The organism is Staphylococcus sp. McC-251-APC-3A2 (genome assembly GCF_009695665.1).
Lineage (GTDB): Bacteria > Bacillota > Bacilli > Staphylococcales > Staphylococcaceae > Staphylococcus > Staphylococcus cohnii.
On the sequence record NZ_VUNO01000003.1, the window covers coordinates 246,075 to 264,510 of the forward strand.

Consider the following 18,436-nt stretch of genomic DNA (forward strand, 5'->3'; position numbering starts at 1 on the left):
TTTTTATGAATCAAAATCCAGATTTAAAATCAAAAATTGTAAAAGTTAAAAAAAGTTTACCCAAAAAACAGCAAAAACTCTGCGACTTTATACTTAAACATTTTGAAGACTTAGGGTTAATAACGATTAAAGAATTGTCTCAACAAGCTGAAGTGGGAATTTCTACAGTTATGCGTACCATACACGCTTTAGATTATGAAAATTTCAATGATTTTCGTAAAGATATTTACAATGAAGCCTTGCCAAATGAAACTAAATTCTCTCTTAAAAATGCTTTTGGTGACATCAATCATGAACAAGGTTTTGCATTGACTGATGTTTGGGATAAAAGCGTCGATTTATTAAATCAATCATTAAAACCTGACTTAATAGAAAACTTTGCTACTGCTGTTGAATATATAGAAAATGCAACGAGTGTATGTATCCTTGGTACACGTCCTTATAGGGCGACTGCTTTATATTTTGAGCATTTACTAAACGAATTTTATTTAAATATTCATCAGCTTAGTAATGATACTGATGCTATTTTTGATAAAATTACCAAAATGACTAAAAATGATATATTGATTGTCTTCGCTTTTGAACCCTACACAAATTCAGTGATTCAAGCTGTAAAAGAAACAAAGCGTCAAGGCAACCGTGTTATTTTAATCACAGATTATGACTCTTCACCAGTTTTAGAATATGCAACTATTACTTTAAAACTTTCTGTTAGAAAGGATCATTTTTCAATCATTCCAATTATTGCGCTGATTGATGCATTAGTGTTGGAACTTGGCAGACGTACTTCAGATAATGCACTATCCAATTTAGAAAAATTAGAAGATGTATTATATCGCAACAATATTACTTATAATGACGAATAGAATCACTGCTATTTTAATCAACTAGTGATGCAACAAAAAAATCAACACTTTCATCTTATAAAAATGAAAGTGTTGATTTTTATTTGATTATTTTATTTAATTTATACGCCAGAATATGATGAGAAGCCACCATCAACTGGAACTACAATACCTGTGACAAAACCACTCATATCGTGATCCATTAACCAGTATAATGTACCTAAAATATCTTCAGGTACACCAAAACGATCCATTGGTGTTTGTGAAAGTATTTTTTGAGCACGTTCTGAATATGAACCGTCTTCATTTCTTAGCAATGCCTTATTTTGATTTGTTTCGAAAAATCCTGGTGCAATTGCATTAACACGAATTTGTCCTGCAAAGTAAGTGCTTAACCATTGTGTAAAGTTACTTACTGAAGCTTTTGCACCACTGTACGCTGGAATTTTTGTCAACGGTGTAAATGCGTTCATAGATGAAATATTGATAATTGTTCCTGTTTCAGACGCCACAACATCTTTGCCGAATACTTGTGATGGTAAAAATGTGCCAGTATAGTTTAATTTAAAAACTTTATCTACACCTTCTTCTGTAAGATCAAAGAACGTTTTGTCGCCTGCTTTGTCGTACATTTCATCATTCGTTGTCGCATCAGGATGATTGCCACCTGCGCCATTGATAAGTATCGTAATTGCGCCAAACTTATCATTGAATGTTTGTTTCGCTTGCTCTAAAGCTGATTTATCTAGCACATCTGCTACTAACCCTACCGTTTGCGCTCTGTCTTTATCAATTTCATCTTGCAATTCCACAATTTTGTCTTCGGAACGACCTAGTATTCCCACATTCGCGCCTTTCTCTACAAGTGCTTTGACAAAAGTAGAACCAATGACACCTGTCGCACCTGTAATAACGACATTAACATCTTTGAATTGTGTTGCCATTATTTACTCACTCCTTCTATTAAGCCATTAATATAAGTTGCACCTAAAGCTCTATCGAACAAGCCATAACCAGCTTTACCTGTTTCTCCCCAAATCATACGTCCATGGTCAGGTCTGATGGTACCTTTGTAATCAATGTCTCTCAGCGCTTCAGTAACGGCTTTCATATCTACTGAACCATGTTTAGATAAATGGCCTGTTTCTATAAATGAATATTCACCAATACGTTTAACATTTCTCATGTGTACAAAATGAATGTGATCACCAAATGTTCGAATCATGCTCGGTAAATCATTTTCTTCTAATGCGCCTAATGAACCAGTACAGAAACAAATGCCATTATGTGTATCATTGCTAATGGATAATAAACGTTCGTAACTTTCTTTATTTTTAATGATACGTGGTATACCAAATATCGACCAAGGTGGATCGTCCGGATGTATAGCCAGATCCACATCATGTTCGATAGCAGTTGGTAATACAGCATCTAAGAAGTATTTTAAGTTATCCCATAGTTGATCATCAGATGTTTCTCGATAAGATGCAATCAGTTGATTCATCTCTTCACGTGTGTAACTTTCATCCCAACCTGGTAGATTTAAATTCGTCGTTAGTGGATCAATATCTTTAATTTGATCATGATTATAGATCAGTGTATTGGAGCCATCTGATAAATCATAATCTAATTGCGAACGTGTCCAATCAAATACCGGCATAAAGTTATAAGTTACCGTTTTAACACCATTTTCAGCGAGATTAATCAGTGAAGTTTTATAGTTTTCAATGAGTTGATCTCGTTTATCTGTACCAAGCTTTATTTCCTCACTGACAGGTAAACTTTCTACAACTTCAAATTTCAAACCCGCATCTTCAATTGACTGTTTTAATGCTGCAATTCTTTCTTTAGTCCAAACTTCTCCAACAGGAATGTCATAAATAGCTGTAACAATTTGTTTCATATCTGGAATTTGTCTAATATTATTTAATGTTACTGGGTCATCTTCTCCATACCAACGAAATGATAATTCCATGGTTATACCTCCTCAACGCCTTCTATTTTGAATAATTTTACTGCATTGTTATAACAAATATCTTTCACTATTTTAGTGATGGTTTCTTCTGATAATTGAATCTCACCTTTTTCAATTCTATCTCCTAAGAAATTACATAATATTCTTCTAAAGTACTCATGACGTGTATACGAAATCATGCTACGTGAATCAGTAAGCATACCTACAAATTTAGATAATAAACCGACATTAGCATACTCTACTAAGTGTTGCTCCATACCTTCTTTTGTATCATTAAACCACCATGCAGCACCGAGTTGGACTTTGTGATTACTATTAGTAAAATTCCCTGCAGTTGCTTGTACCATTAAATGGTCATTACCATTATTTGGATAAATAATCGTATCTGATAACGCATGATTTTGTTCTAGATGATCTAGTAAGACATTTAATTTTTTAGCACTTAGCTGTTCGCCTACACTATCAAAGCCACTATCTGGTCCTGTAATTTTAAACATGCTTGAGTTATTATTTCTTGTTGGTCCAAGGTGGAATTGTACAACCCAACCTAATTCTTCATAAACCTTACTAATTTCAGTTAATATATAACCTGCTAATTCATATTGTTCAGTTTCTGTTACTTGTTCACCACGTTTTAGCGCATTATAAATTTCAGTTGCTTTTTCAACAGTTGCTGTTACTAACGGTGTCTTTTCAAAGCTTTGATCTGAACTACGTGCACCTTGTCTATCAAAATAATGTACACGCGCTTTTAACGCATCAATGTAAGTATTTAAATCTTGAACGTCACAATCCGTCGCTTGATTTAATTGGTCGATTTTTGTATGGATAGACTCATTATTTAAGAAAACATAACTATCTGGTCTAAACGTTGGGATGACTTTAAATGTAACGTTGCTATCTTCATTTAATAACTTATGATATTTCAAGTCATCACATGGATCATCCGTCGTACATACCACTTTAACATTACTTTGCTTAATTAAATTTTGTGGTGTGTGTGAAGGTTTTGCTAACTTTTTATTTAGTGATTTATATAATTTACTGATATTCACTTTATCTAAATCTGTATCTTCATTAAAATAGCGTTTTAATTCTAATGCACACCAATGATACATTGGATTCACAATAGCAAACGGTAACATATGCATAAATGCTTGGAATTTATCAAAATCATCAACACTGCCTGTAATAAAAGCTTCCTCAATGCCATAAGCTCTCATTAAACGCCATTTATAATGATCTCCACCTAACCATAATTGTGTAATATTGTCATAATTTTTATTTTCGTAAATTTCTTTTGGGTCTAAATGACAATGGAAATCATAAATTGGTAAATCTTTAACCTTTTGGTATAGCTTTACTGCTGTTTTACTATTTAATAAAAAATTATCATTAATTAAAGTCATATAATTGCTCCTTTTCTATAATCCTAGTAATTTCGGAAGGAATAGTGATAATTGTGGAATAAAAGTAATGATTAGCATTAAAATAATTAATGCCACAAAATATGGAATTAAATATTTAAATACTGATTCAACACGCACACCGCCTACACTTGCTCCCACAAACAACGCACTACCAACTGGTGGTGTGATATTACCAATACATAAGTTAAACGCGATAATGATACCAAAATGAATTGGATCAAGGCCTAATACTTCTGAAATCGGTAAAAAGATAGGTGTGAATATAAGTACTGCTGGTGTAATATCCATAAAAGTACCAATGACTAATAAAATAACGTTGATTAATAATAACAATGCAATTGGATTGTCAGTCATTGAGATAATGCCATTGGATATCGCTTCCGGTAAACCGGTATAACTCATCACAAGTGAAAATAATGCCGAAGCGGTGATTAAGAATAAAATCATTCCGCTAATTTCAGCTGTTTCTTTGATAACGTTGGATAATTGTTTGATTTTTAAACTTTTATAAATCAACGAAAGTACTACAGAATATAAAACCGCGACTGCTGCACCTTCTGTTGCTGTAAAGATACCTCCGACAATAGCGCCGATAACCACTACAATTAAAAACAAACTTGGTAATGCATCCAATGTTAAGAATAATCTATCTTTCCAACTTATTTTCTCTGATACTTTATAACCTTGTTTTTTCGCCATTACATAAGCAACGATCATACACGCAATACCCCATAAAATTCCTGGAATATAACCCGCGATAAATAGCGCTGCAATGGATGTCCCGCCGCTGACTAATGAATAAACAATCAATAGTGAACTCGGTGGGATAAGTAAACCTGAAGGTGCTGATGCGATATTTGCTGCTGCTGAGTATTCTTTTTTATAACCTTGTGTTTTTTCCATAGGTCCCATAATACGACCCATGGCAGCTGCTGCAGCTACACTAGAACCAGAAATAGAACCAAAAAGCATATTACCAACAATATTTGTATGAGCTAATGATCCTGGTAATCTGCCAACGAGCACCTTCGCAAAGTTAACTAATCTAAATGCAATACCGCCGTTGTTCATGATGATACCCGCTAGCACAAATAACGGAATCGCTAACATCGTAAAATCATCAATGCCGGTTACCATACGCTGCGCTGCAGTTACGATAGTGACATCAAATGGTAAAATCAATAACAGCGTAATAATAGAACTTAAAATAATCGCTAATGCAATAGGTAAGCCAATGATAAGAAAAATGAAGAAAGTGATAAATAATACTAATCCTGCAATCGTTGTCATAAGCCATCACCGCCTTCAAGCTCATCACGCTCTTGAACTGCAGTCATTTCCTTTGTATTTAATAAATTATAAAATGCATAGAATATAATAAATACTCCTGAAACAGGCAATGCGCCATACATCGCGGCCATTGATAAACCTGTTGACGGTGCGATTTGAGACCAAGTCAATTTCACAACTTCAAAACCGCCCCAAATCATGAGCACGAGTGCCACGATAATTAATATAATGTCCGAAATCTTTTCCAAGTATAGCTGTACTTTTTCAGGTAATTTTTCTCTGATAAATACAATGGCAATATGCTGTTTAATCCCAAAGACATAACTAGCACTCAATAGCCCAAACCATATCAACAAGAATCTAACAATTTCTTCACTCGTCGTACTTGGTGTGTTAAAAATAAAGCGTGTTGCGACTTGATAAATCGATAAGATAACCATTACAAAAAGCGTAATACCAGCTAGCGTTAACAACAATTTATCAATGATTTGTTTTGCTTTTTTCATAGCGCTGTTCCTCCTTCTCGATTAGTTTATAATCCTCTTTCGTATCAGGATTATTTTTAAATTCATCTTGAAGAGGTTTAGAAGTCGCTTTAAATGTAGACTTGTCTACATCATGAAACTTCACGCCCATTTTTTCTGTCGCTGTTTTTTTAGCATCGCTCACTGCTTTATCCCAAATAACTTCATGTTTTTTTGTGGAATAATCCGCAGTATCTTCTAACCATTTTTGTTGTTGTTTCGTCAAGCTGTCATAGGTTTCTTTGTTCATAATTAAAATATCGGGCACGGTTGCATGTTCTGTGTAGTAATAATTTTTAGCAACTTCACCATGGTTATTCGTTGTTAAAGAAGTTTCATTATTTTCTGCTGCATCAATAACACCTGATTGCATTGCAGTGTACACTTCACCATAATCCATCGGTGTTGGCGTACCACCTAACGATTTAATTAAATCTACGCTTGTTTTTCCTGGTTGAACACGAATCTTCAAGCCTTTCAAATCTTTGTTGTCTTTAATCTTCTTATCTTTCGTGTAGATATTACGCATACCAGCATCATAGTAAGTAATACCTAAAAATCCTTGGTCGTCTGTCGATTTAAAGAAAGCATCTTGTACGTTTTTACGTTTCATTACGTGTCGATAATTATCTTCAGACTCAAATAAATATGGCATATTAAATAATGAATACGTTGGCGAAAAACTTTCCAGTGCGCCAGCCGAAACTTTAGTCATTTGAATTGCATTCGTTTGTGTCATTTCTATCGCTTCACGCTCACTACCGAGCTGACCATTCGGATAAATATTCACCTTTATTTGACCATGTGATTCTTTTTCTAATCTATCTTTAAAAATTTTTAATGATTTATGAACAGGATGTTCTGTTGGCTGATTATGCGCTAACATGATTTCTTTGGTCTTTGTTTTAGCAATCGTCTCCTCATTTGTAAGCATCATCGATACCATCCCCATCGCAAAGAATGCGCTTACAAGAAGGAGTGTAAATTTCCTCATAAAGATTAATCCCCTTGTATTGCAGTTTTTATCGCTTCAGTTCTCCAAAATGCGTTGATAAATTAAAAACATCACTTTCTTGTACACTTAGTGCATCTTCATTTGTTGTATGTTGTAGAACAGAACATTTTGTTGCAAAATCTACTGTATCTTCTGGTTGCCATTCTTTATTCAGTCCATGTAATACCCCCGCCATAAATGCATCACCAGCACCAATTCTGTTTAAAACGGTGTAAGTATATGCTTGGCCTTCAATATATTTTTCTTTTGTCAGCATAATACCTTGTAATGTACTTTGTTCTATATTTCTATTACTTGATGCCATCAATTCGATGTCGTATTTGGATTGAATTGTTTTTGCACATGTCTGAATGTCATCTTCTAAATCGTTCGTTTCAAGTAGATGTGTAGCATCTTTTTTTCCAAAAAATAGAACATCGACAAATGGTAAAATAGACTTGATTATTGGTACTGCTGTTTCTTTTGACCATAAATTACTTCTAAAATTAATATCGAACACTATCTTAACGCCTTGTTGCTTTAGTTTCTTTAATACATCGACAATTTGATGACGAATCATTTTATTTACAGCTAACGTAATACCTGTAAATACAAAGAAATCACCGCTTTGAGCATTGATTCCTTCCATTACATCTTCACCATGATTAGCAAACGTTGAATGTTCACGATCATAAATGACTTTGCCACTACGAAATCCGAAACTTTCTTCCATATAATATGTGCCAATTCTGCCGTTATTATATTTCACTGAAGCAGTACCTACACGTGTTTGAAACATTTTTTGCAATGCTAAATGACCAAGCGCATGATTAGGTAATACCGTCAACATTTCAGTCTCGTGTCCAAATTGTGCTAGTGTCACAAGTGCGTTCAATTCTGCACCACCAACATTAACTTTAAACATATTGGCATCTTTCAACTGTTCATAATTTGGTGGTGTGTAACGTAATAATACTTCACCAAAACCATAGACCGTCATTGTTATACCTCGCTTTTTATTTCTGAAATATATCTTTCTAAAGCATCTTTTCCTTCTTGTTGATAAATTTTTGTGATTTCGCTTCCAATGCCAACTGCAAAACTACCAGCATCTAACCATTCTTTATGGTTTGCTTTACCAACACCACCGGTAGGCACAATTTCAATTTGTGGTAATGGCCCTTTGAAATCTTTAATTGATTTAGGTGTGAATTGTGTCGCTGGGAATAGTTTAAGGACTTTGCAACCATAACGTAATGACTCAACCATTTCTTTAACTGTCATACAGCCTGGAATATATGGCACATCATATAAGTTAGCAATTTTCGCTGTTTCTTTATCAAAGGATGGGCTAACGATAAATTTTGCACCATTTAAAATGGCAGTACGTGCAGAAATGCTATCTAATACTGTTCCTGCTCCAATCAATGCGTCCTCCCTTTTTGATAGTTCAGCTATAATTTCTATAGCGTTCGGCGTAGTTAAAGTTACCTCAATCGTATGAAGGCCCTTGTCAATAATGGTATGTGCAATATCTAAAAATGATTTTGCATCTTCTGTGCGCATGACAGCAATGTGTTTACCTTGTTGAATCTCTTTCATTGTATTCATTGAATCCATGTCTTCAACCCCTCAAATATGATATCAATTACAATACCTTTAAAAATAACAACGTTGTTATTTTTGTACAAAAAAATATTGTAATGCTTATCTCTATGGTATAATTAATTTGCATTTAAATCAATCAATTTCAAGGAGAAATTTTATGGCTGTAACTTTAAAAGATGTTGCTGAAGCCTGTGGTGTCAGCTATTCCACAGTTAGTAAAGCACTTAAAAATTCTCATCTCGTAAAACCAAAAACAAAAAATATGATTCAACAAAAAGCTCTAGAAATGAATTATATACCTAATCACTCCGCTAGAGCACTTGTCTCAAAGAAAAGCGGCACAATAGGATTAATCTGGCCTTCTGTAGATCGTGTAGCCGTGACACATCTTATTTCAGAAATCAATCATGCCATTAAAGATTTAGGTTATGTCATGTTTGTGTCTATCGACGATGTCGCTGCCGCTTCAAAAAAATTTGTTGAATTCGGCTGTGATGGTATCGTCATTTTTGATGAAGGTGATGCAACAAACTTATCTCCAGAAATTTATAATAACGTTCCTGTCGTTGCCTATGGTGTCAATCGTGATATTCCTTATCCGATCATAAATGTAAATCATTCAGAAGCGATGATTATGGCAATTAAAGCATTGGTTGATCAGGGCATAGACCATATTGATTATATTAGTGATATACATACAAACGATACACGACAAATCGCTAAAAAAGAGGCGATTGCTCAATATTGTAACGAACACAAAATAGATTATCGTATCATTGATTCTACAAGTTTGAATGCAATTGAAACAGAATCTTCCGTCAAACAATTTTTACAAGCACATGCACTTGCACCAGGGGTTATCTGTGGTAGCTATGATATTACAGTCGGCACCATTAATGCACTTGGACCACAAGATCACCCTACCCTATATTCATATGACAATATACCACAAATTAAAAAATTAGATTACCCTGTCAACGCGATTGGCGTGCCAACCGCTGAAATTGCTCAAACAATTGTAGCTACTTTAGACAAAGTTATTAAAAATGAAGTCACAGCGCCCGCATATCATCTTCACCCTAAAATTCAAAAAAACATTTAAAATAAACATGCCCAAACCTATTTCTAAGGCTTGGGCATGTTTATATGTTTGTTTGATGTTTGACAAGAGGTTCGTTTATATTAACTGTACTGATTTAGAAGATAAGCTTAGTTTTTTAATATCATTGCTCAATAATATAATAATGAATAAGAATAGGGTGTCCTTATTTTAGTGAATGAATGGGGAGAGTTATTATATTAGTTAAATTCTAGATAAATTTGTTATGAGCTTTAAATTATGAAACGCATATATAGTTAATATTTTGGCGCTAGGGATTATCATAAATGTTTTAACTTTTACTCTTCTATTAATAATCAGTACTTACTACCTCTATATCTCTATTATATTACGCACTGAAATATGATTAAAATACATAGTTGGAATATATAATATTCTGTTATGGAATACATATTTCACAACCATGAACACCTTGTTAACCACTATTACTGTGTATCTTTTAAAAATTTAATCCATTCGTGTGTTACATAATTCATATAGCTATCTTTTTTCCAAATAACTCCCAAATTCCACGATACATCTGCGCCAGAAATTTCTATACCTACGAGGTCATCATTTAAAATATCTACGATACTTTCTGGTAATATACTCACACCGATACCATCTCGAATCATATTTTCAATAAATGTAATTTGAGACATTTTTGCAACTGTTTTTGGATGAAAGCCAACTTTTCTACAACTTTCAATAATTTGATCTTTTAAATAATAATCATCATGAAACATAATAAAGCGCTCATTTTTTAAATCGCCTAGATAGACCGATGCTTGTTTAGCAAGCATCGCATCTCTGTTTACAACTAACAATAATTTCTCATTATATAATGGAATGGCATGGTAAATATCATTATCTACAGGCAACGTAGTAATACCCACGTCTATTTCATCATTATTCAAATAAGACTCTACAGCTTTCCCGCCACCTTCAATCACTTCGTAAGTTACTTTTGGATATTTACTATGAAAGTGATTTAAACTTTCTGTAAAAAGTCTCACATTCATAATCGCAGATATACCTACTCTAATATGACCTTTTTCTAAATTTGTTACATCTCCCATTTCTAATGATAAATCATCTAGAACCGCTAATGCTTCCACACATTTATCATAAAAAATCTGACCGATATCTGTTAAAATAATATGCTTTTTTCGTCTATCAAATAAAGTAATATTAAATTCGTCTTCAATACTTTTAATATTTTTACTTATTGTAGATTGCGCAATATATAAATGCTCGGATGCTTGTGTCATCCCACCATTTTTTACGACTTCTACAAAATATTTCATTTGCTTTATTTCCATGTTAAACCCCTCTGTACCAATCTATATTTCATTTGACTGAATCTATTTCAATGACTTAATAGCTTTTTCCGCTGCTGTTTGAATCACTTTATCATCAGGTTTCGCATCTTTATCTGTTTTTTTCGTGTAAATAGCAAGAATAATTGGCTTACTTTGGTTTTCTGGATAAACAAAAGCTAAATCATTTCGACTACCATATGTTAATCCCTGACCACTCTTATCACCTACAACATCATCTTTTGACGCACCTGCTTTAATTAATGTATCTCCAGTTTCATTATGGATCATTGTATGTTTTAGTAGCTCAAGGTTGGGTCTACTCATGTTCTCACTCGCTAAAAGGTGGTTCAACGTTGTTGCAGCCATTTTAGGTGTGGTTGTATCGGCTGTACTTTGCGGATCATATAAATTTAAGTCTGGTTCAAGTCTTTGCGGGTTTGAGATATTGTCTCCGCGTTGTTTTAGTGCTTGTTGAAATCCTTTAATACCACCTATTTCTTCGATGATTTTATTATTTGCTGTATTATCACTTTGCAACATAGAAGCTTTAATTAACGCTCTTAAGGTCATTTGCTTGCCGACATATTTTTCAGTAACAGGTGAATAAGCGACAATGTCATCTTTTGAAATAGTTATTTTTTTATTTAGTTCTGATGTTGGCGTATTTTGTAATAATATGCCACTTGAAATTGCTTTATATGTAGATGCAAATGCAAATCGTTCATCTGATCTGTGCTGTATCACTTTACCATTAGATGTATTGATGCCATAGACCCCTACAATTGTATCATTATCTTGTTCAATTTGATCAAAACTTTTTGCCGCAGCGACGTTCCCTGTGACTGCTAACAAAATAAGACCAACCAAAACACTTAAATATAATTTTTTCATATTTTTCCCCCTATTCATATGTGAACGAAACGCTCTATACTTACGTTTAACTATAATCATAAATATAACAAAACACAATTATCTTTATTAAACATACGCATTAAGTTATAGATATAATTCAAATTGACGGTATATCTTCAATAACAATAAGTCTAATAAAATACTACAATTAAGCATTTATTTAGCAAAAATGCTGATACATTTGCTAAATGAAAGCTATTTTTTAATGGCTATACCAACAAGATAAGCTGGGACATTTAATATGCCCCAGCCTAGAGTACACTTTCATTTAAATTAAATGTTACTACAATCAAAAACATACCATTTCAAAGCTTCTCTTAGTTGTATCCTATTTTTATAAACATCATTCTAATTACTGACCAATTGTTATTTCTACCAAATTATCATTTTGATCAAAGAATGCAGTATAAAAACCATTATTTGTCGCGTATTTTACATAAGTGCCATCTCCATTGCCTAATTTTCCATCTTCTATGATTTCATTTGAAGCATGTGCTTTCTTAAACGTTGCTTTAGATACAGAATCAGGTTTCGTGAAGAAAGTGAGTTGTACTACTTCATTGTCACTGTTAAATTCTACGCTTGTATCATAAACTTTCTTAGAATGATCAAATTCTTTTTTGGCATCAGTGTCAACTTTATAACCATCGATCGTGACATTATCATATTTCAAAGCGCGTACGAAGTTATAATCTTGTGTAAATGAAGGGTCATATGTTGTATAACCTTCGTAATTATACCAAGGTGTTGTTTGTGCTTGAGAACGAACACCATTTTCACTATTTGCACCGCTTGCGCCACCTTCACCGTGTCCCCATTTTTGGACTTGTTCTGCTGCTTGCGCTGTTGGACTACTCGTTGAGATATATGCTGCTGAAGAACCAACGACCAGTGTAGATACTACGACAGTTGCTGAAATTAACTTTCCGACTTTACGCATAATAAATCACTCCTTATTTGTAGTCTCCTATATGCAAAGTGTAATTATTCACTTTCATCATACACCTCTCTATTTTATTTGCAAGTAAATTTACACTTTCTTTACAAAATAATGGAAATTATATATGAAAATGCTTTATTGATATACCAATAAGATCATTCAAAAAGTTGTGATAATACCTATCAGAAAACGATTTGAGCCAAAAATTTATGCGATTTAACATAAATTGGTATAGTAAGCGTAATAAATAATTTAAAAGGGATGGTTTATCATGATTTATATTTTACAAGTTGATTTTCCAATCGATGGTCCTTTTGGCCAAGAAATGTCCACACAATTCGCTGATTTAGCGAAATCTATAAATGAAGAACCAGGTTTTTTATGGAAGATATGGACAGAAAATGCTGATGAAAAAGAAGCGGGTGGCATTTATGCATTTGATAGCTACGAAAATGCCGAAAACTATTTAAATATGCATAGTGAACGTCTTAAATCCATGGGTGTACCCAATGTAAATGCTAAAATATTTGCTACGAATGACACACTTACTAAAATCACACATGGAAGATTAACATAGCCGAACTTGAACGATAAAATACAACTAGCCTTTCAAATCCACACAAAAGAAGTGCGTTTTGAAAGGCTTTTTTAGGCGTTAATGAAGCGAATAAAATGAATACTTTAAAAATGATGACTTCTCAGGTGATTACTAGTTCAGTTGAGACATTTCATTGATAAAATCTTGATACGTTATTTTATTTTTAGATAACCTAGCAACAAGCATATATATTTGTTCATTTTTTGTGAATTCACTTTTATATAAATCTTTTTCAATTTCGCTCTCATTCTCTAAACGATTTACGACGTTCTTTGCGCTTGAAAATGCTTCATAATATCTAATTCCAAACAATCGTTGAGAGAAACCATCTATATGAATGCCATCTGGATTTGCTGTTAAGCCTACTGCTGTAACAAAGTAGCAATGATGCTCTTTCTGCGCTATATTTTTTATTATTTTATTAATTTCTTGATACTCTGTAGCACTAGCGCCAAATCCTTCTTTTCCTAAAAACGTTCCTAACAATCCAATGACAAAGGGAAGTTTAGGTAATTCCAGTTCTGTCCTAAAAAATTGAATTAAATGTGATAGTTTTGCTTCATATGTTTGATATTTATTATTTTGACTATCACTTTCACCTTGATGCCATAAAACACCTATCAATTCAGAAGTTTCCATGGCAAATCTAGCTTCACTTAAAGCATGCCGTGTCAACATGCTTTTATCCGACCATTCTTCAATGGAAGTACTCCCATCAGCACATGGAATTAATCCAATTGTTTCATCTGGATGATCATCTAGCCATCGCTTTGCAAACGATGCTGCTGGTCCAATACCTGCTACAGAACGATCACTATGTATCGGTTCTTCCATCATTTGCCATCTACCATTTCTAAGCATAAAAATACGTTCATCAATGATTGACTTTACACCATCTAAAAAACCTCGTCCTGCCATATTTGATTGACCAATAAGTAAAATTGATTTCATAAACTGATTCCTTTCACTATTTAAGGTTTTAAATGATTATTTTAAATATATGTAATCATATCATTCTTTATTAATCTTACTCAATTACTATATTATGAGTTGCCACGCTTTATATAAAATGATTATAAAACTAAATTCATATAAACTTTACTTTTAATACTAATTATCATATTATGGAATGGATTTTGAGAGGAGTTTTGATTTTGGAAAGGAAAATGGAACTCACCTATGCTAGGGCGATATTTTGTATCGCAATAGTCATCGTCCATTGTTTAACCGGTTTAGTAAACGATTATCATATTTCACAATTTGAAAAATCACTTTTTAGTTTTTTACAAGTTATTTTATTATTTGCAACACCGTGTTTTATTATTTTGTCGGAAACGTTATTAGGCATGCGGTATTCAAATAAAATTCCGCAAAACTTTTTACTTAAACGTATGAAATTTATTTTAATTCCTTATGCTTTATTTGGTTTATTTGTCACTTTCAGGCTATTTCTTGGTGATAGTTCAGATAAATCATTTTGGGAAATCTTTTTAAATATCGTCTTAGAAGGTAAATTTTTCGGTTGGTTTGTACTCGTTATTTTTCAGTTTTACATATTACATCGCTTATTTTATAAATTATTGAGTAAGGCCAATCCTATAGTTGTACTTGTCATTACTTTTATCATTAGTTTTGGACATTCTTATTTAATGTATTACAGTAATGATTATCTTGCATTCTGGGATTTTTATCCATTATTTAGTAGAACGATTATTTTATATTGGTTATTTTACTTTGTTGTCGGTTTCTATTTCGGTAAATATTATGACACTGTTATTCAATTTTTAAAACGTCATTTAGTTTGGTTGCTATTGATATGGCTATTGGCTTTATGTTATATGGCATTTAACTTTTCTTATTTAGATGTACATCTGAATGAATCTAATCGATTTGACTTAGTCTTATTTTCTGCAATCAGTTTTGTATTTATCGTCTATATATCGAAATTTTTAACTCGATTTAATTTAGTGTTTGTGTTTTTAATTAGTGAAATATCATTTTTCATTTATTTAGCACATCAGATTATTGTAGACTTTATTTCTAGATCGTTGGCATCATTTGTTACGTTCCCAACACTATTTTTAATTCTAAGTACTATTTTCACACTTGGATTTTGTATTGGATTAGCGATAATACTATCTTTTATTCCATATGTAAGAATTATTGTAGGAAGAAATACGCTACATCCTATGGTTGTTAATAACTATAAACATCATAGTTAATGTGCAAAAGTTGCTGTATAAACAAAGCATTTCAAATTAACAAGCCAGTATAAATCGAACGATTTTAAATATATAAAGGACGCATCCACTTCATATGGATGCGTCCTTTATTTTGGGCTTGAGCATTATTGCTCATCCCTTAGTTATTTGATATTTTAATCATCTAATAAATGATAAAATTGTTCAATTGCTTCTTTATTATATAACTCCGGATCAAATTTAGCATAAGCAGGTGTTTCCTTATTAATAAACTGTTGTATGCTTGTTTGTAATGATTCAGCATCGTTAAAACTCAACATACCGTATTTACCATAGTCAAGGACATATTGATTGGCTGGTATATCTGATGCCAAAATATCTATGCCTACAGTTAACGCTTCTAATAAGACCATTGATTGTCCTTCGTAATAAGATGGTAAAACAAATAAATCACAGTCTCTCATAATATTAAATGGGTTTCTTTTTTGCCCCATTAAAAATACATGTTCTGATAAATCTAATGAGTCAATTAACTTACTTAATTGGTTTTTGAGTGGACCATCTCCTAAAATATATAATTTCGCATTAGGATTTGCTTCCACGACACCGCTAAACGCTTGAATTAAATTATCAAATCCTTTTTCAGGTGATAATCTTCCCATAGTCATCACTTTAAAATCAGCTTTATGGAATGGCACGCTTGTAATTTGCTTATCCTGTTCTCTAACGATGACACGCTCACCATTTTTCATAAAGATATCATTATCTTCATCCACCAAATTATAAATTCTATCCAAATTAATTGTATTCATCGATGATTTAAATTTTTCTTTTGTTTTTCTATTTGCTATTTTTTTAACATTTTCTTGCTTGGTCACTTCAGAAACACTTACGAGCTTATCATAATAAGGATACAAGGACATTACACCTTTTAAATTGGCATAATGTGGTCTCACACCGTTCACTTTACGCTCCATATCCATTTTCATATCACTGTGTAAGTAGATTAATTTTCTTTTAGCATTACTTGCTAACAAGATTTCAGACCAAAACATCGCATAACCACTAAAATCCATAACTACATCAAACTCTGAATTACCAAACACTTTTCTAAATTCGCGTTGATACATTGCTTCAGGATAAATTTTTTCTTCAATTTTCGATTTGATGCCTCTATTGCGAACTAATAGATTACGATAGTATTCTGAAGTGTTGGCTAACAATGGGCCTCTTCTTAAAATAACTCTCACATTGTCATTTAAGCTATATAAATTATCTATGACGTCTTTATTTCTATTAAATCCAAGGTAAACTGTAATATCATATCTATCATAATCAACATTTTCTAATAAATTTAGAATCGACGTTGTTATGCCATTAGGTTTCATACCACCCGGATATATTAAAATACGCTCTTTTCTATTATTTTGATCACCTTTTTTGGGTGCGTCGTGATGAAACACTTGGTTGACGACTCTTTCCGTGACTTGACCATCATCATAATTCACAAATTTTTGTTTATATTTTTGATAGTTTCCTTGATATTGCGCTAACATATTTTGTGATTCTTTGACAGTAGCTACCAATGCTTCAATTGAGTGTACACTTGGCCCTGGGAGACTATCCACAGAAAGATAAAATCCTCTGTCTTCTTCATAGGCTTTATAATCAGGTGTATAAAAAATTATAGGTTTATCTGTAACTAAATAATCAAAAAAGATACTTGAATAATCAGTTACGAGCAAATCAACAATACTGAGTAATTCATTTGTATCAAATGTATCCTCTACTAAGTATTTCTTTAATTTTTTATTACCTACTGCTTTTTTATAAATAAACGGATGCACTTTTAATAATACTTGGTAACGTGTTTGTTTATTTAATGCTTCAATCAGCGCTTCAATTTCTTCAATATTATCTTCTGGTGAACTCACTGTTTGGCCACGCCACGTTGGTGAAAAGAGTAAAATCGGTGCATCTGTTAATTTAATGCCTTGCTTTTTTAATTTTTGTATAACTTCTTTTGACTGTGCATTTAATGTAGCATCTATTCTAGGATAACCAATTTCTAAAATTGCTTCATCGTTTAAACCGTCTAATTTAAATGCTTTTTTAAAAATATCTGTCGTATGTTGGTTAGGTGAAATGATATAATCAGAACTTAAAAAATTGCGAATTGTATTTTGTGATTCTAATAAATTTTGATTGATATCTAAACCCATTGCCTTTAATGGCGTACCATGCCAAGTGTTTACATATATCTGATTTGGCTTTTTCGTAAAATACGTTGGAAATGTCGCATTATTAATAAGATATTTACACTTTGTTAAATAATGTAAATAGTCTTCACTTTCTTTTACAATAAATTTTACATTTTTATATTTACTATATTTTTTAGAAAATGCTTTTTGCATTTTTTGAGATGCCACGACCCAAATATGTATATATTTTTGATAATCCGGATGGTTCATTAAATATTTAAATATCGCATAAGGACTATCCGTCATGCTTTGTCCGTCTCTAACTTGATACAAAATATGCTTGTTATCTACTTCAATCGTTTTATAAAGATTTGCGTAATGCATAATATTTTTTGTGTACTTACTTCTTAGTTGTAATTTCAATGGTTCAGAAATGAATTTTAATTTTCTTTTCGTTTGATTTAATACAAACTTTTTCGTTTTACCAATCATTCTTC

General features: G+C 32.5%; 17 protein-coding genes. 4 read left to right on the top strand and 13 right to left on the bottom strand.

Going from position 1 to position 18,436, the window contains the following annotated elements; translation table 11 throughout:
• The first annotated feature begins 5 nt into the window (after positions 1-5).
• Positions 6-866 carry a MurR/RpiR family transcriptional regulator gene (locus FYJ81_RS08800; RefSeq protein ID WP_107385831.1) on the top strand — a complete coding sequence of 287 codons (861 nt, stop codon included), beginning with the start codon at positions 6-8 and terminating at the stop codon, positions 864-866.
• Between the two features lie 101 nt (positions 867-967).
• Here the strand turns inward: FYJ81_RS08800 and FYJ81_RS08805 are convergent, their stop codons facing one another.
• The 8 genes from FYJ81_RS08805 to eda are packed head-to-tail and all read right to left on the bottom strand — an operon-like array spanning position 968 to position 8,678.
• Positions 968-1,789, bottom strand: coding sequence for an SDR family oxidoreductase (locus FYJ81_RS08805; protein ID WP_107385832.1), 822 nt, complete (start codon positions 1,787-1,789; stop codon positions 968-970).
• Positions 1,789-2,820: a mannonate dehydratase gene (locus FYJ81_RS08810; RefSeq protein WP_154409573.1), complete on the bottom strand. Its 1,032-nt coding sequence runs from the start codon at positions 2,818-2,820 to the stop codon at positions 1,789-1,791. Before FYJ81_RS08810 ends, FYJ81_RS08805 begins: the two co-directional genes overlap by 1 nt.
• Before the next feature lie 2 nt (positions 2,821-2,822).
• The gene (gene uxaC, locus FYJ81_RS08815; RefSeq protein WP_154409574.1) at positions 2,823-4,229 is read right to left on the bottom strand and encodes a glucuronate isomerase; all 1,407 of its coding nucleotides are present in this window, start codon (positions 4,227-4,229) and stop codon (positions 2,823-2,825) included.
• A gap of 15 nt (positions 4,230-4,244) precedes the next feature.
• Positions 4,245-5,540 (bottom strand): TRAP transporter large permease, encoded by a 1,296-nt coding sequence (locus FYJ81_RS08820; protein WP_154409575.1) that lies wholly within the window; start codon positions 5,538-5,540, stop codon positions 4,245-4,247.
• Positions 5,537-6,046, bottom strand: coding sequence for a TRAP transporter small permease (locus FYJ81_RS08825; RefSeq protein WP_154409576.1), 510 nt, complete (start codon positions 6,044-6,046; stop codon positions 5,537-5,539). Before FYJ81_RS08825 ends, FYJ81_RS08820 begins: the two co-directional genes overlap by 4 nt.
• On the bottom strand, positions 6,021-7,058 hold the full coding sequence (locus tag FYJ81_RS08830; RefSeq protein WP_154409577.1) for a TRAP transporter substrate-binding protein: 1,038 nt from the start codon (positions 7,056-7,058) through the stop codon (positions 6,021-6,023). Before FYJ81_RS08830 ends, FYJ81_RS08825 begins: the two co-directional genes overlap by 26 nt.
• 28 nt (positions 7,059-7,086) lie before the next feature.
• Positions 7,087-8,058, bottom strand: a complete 972-nt coding sequence (locus tag FYJ81_RS08835; protein ID WP_119535619.1) for a sugar kinase — start codon at positions 8,056-8,058, stop codon at positions 7,087-7,089.
• A gap of 2 nt (positions 8,059-8,060) precedes the next feature.
• The gene (eda, locus tag FYJ81_RS08840) at positions 8,061-8,678 is read right to left on the bottom strand and encodes a bifunctional 4-hydroxy-2-oxoglutarate aldolase/2-dehydro-3-deoxy-phosphogluconate aldolase (RefSeq protein WP_107384041.1); all 618 of its coding nucleotides are present in this window, start codon (positions 8,676-8,678) and stop codon (positions 8,061-8,063) included.
• 145 nt (positions 8,679-8,823) lie between these two features.
• On the opposite strand from eda, the gene FYJ81_RS08845 reads away from it, so the two are divergent.
• Positions 8,824-9,768: a LacI family DNA-binding transcriptional regulator gene (locus tag FYJ81_RS08845; RefSeq protein ID WP_154409578.1), complete on the top strand. Its 945-nt coding sequence runs from the start codon at positions 8,824-8,826 to the stop codon at positions 9,766-9,768.
• 443 nt (positions 9,769-10,211) lie between these two features.
• Here the strand turns inward: FYJ81_RS08845 and cidR are convergent, their stop codons facing one another.
• The 3 genes from cidR to isaB form a co-directional block, all read right to left on the bottom strand.
• Positions 10,212-11,087 carry a cidABC operon transcriptional activator CidR gene (cidR, locus tag FYJ81_RS08850; RefSeq protein WP_154409579.1) on the bottom strand — a complete coding sequence of 292 codons (876 nt, stop codon included), beginning with the start codon at positions 11,085-11,087 and terminating at the stop codon, positions 10,212-10,214.
• A gap of 42 nt (positions 11,088-11,129) precedes the next feature.
• Entirely contained in the window at positions 11,130-11,978 is an 849-nt protein-coding gene (bla, locus tag FYJ81_RS08855; protein WP_107385841.1) for a class A beta-lactamase, read from the bottom strand.
• Positions 11,979-12,351: 373 nt separating this feature from the next.
• Entirely contained in the window at positions 12,352-12,939 is a 588-nt protein-coding gene (isaB, locus tag FYJ81_RS08860) for an immunodominant staphylococcal antigen IsaB family protein (RefSeq protein WP_107385842.1), read from the bottom strand.
• A gap of 271 nt (positions 12,940-13,210) precedes the next feature.
• On the opposite strand from isaB, the gene FYJ81_RS08865 reads away from it, so the two are divergent.
• Positions 13,211-13,516, top strand: coding sequence for a monooxygenase (locus FYJ81_RS08865; RefSeq protein ID WP_154409580.1), 306 nt, complete (start codon positions 13,211-13,213; stop codon positions 13,514-13,516).
• Positions 13,517-13,648: 132 nt separating this feature from the next.
• Here the strand turns inward: FYJ81_RS08865 and FYJ81_RS08870 are convergent, their stop codons facing one another.
• Complete coding sequence (locus FYJ81_RS08870; RefSeq protein ID WP_154409581.1) at positions 13,649-14,488, bottom strand: sialate O-acetylesterase; 840 nt, start codon at positions 14,486-14,488, stop codon at positions 13,649-13,651.
• Positions 14,489-14,691: 203 nt separating this feature from the next.
• Here FYJ81_RS08870 and FYJ81_RS08875 point away from each other — a divergent pair, with 203 nt between their 5' ends.
• Positions 14,692-15,759 carry an acyltransferase family protein gene (locus FYJ81_RS08875; protein ID WP_107385845.1) on the top strand — a complete coding sequence of 356 codons (1,068 nt, stop codon included), beginning with the start codon at positions 14,692-14,694 and terminating at the stop codon, positions 15,757-15,759.
• 155 nt (positions 15,760-15,914) lie between these two features.
• Here the strand turns inward: FYJ81_RS08875 and FYJ81_RS08880 are convergent, their stop codons facing one another.
• Positions 15,915-18,431 (bottom strand): glycosyltransferase, encoded by a 2,517-nt coding sequence (locus FYJ81_RS08880; RefSeq protein ID WP_107504782.1) that lies wholly within the window; start codon positions 18,429-18,431, stop codon positions 15,915-15,917.
• Positions 18,432-18,436: the final 5 nt, after the last annotated feature.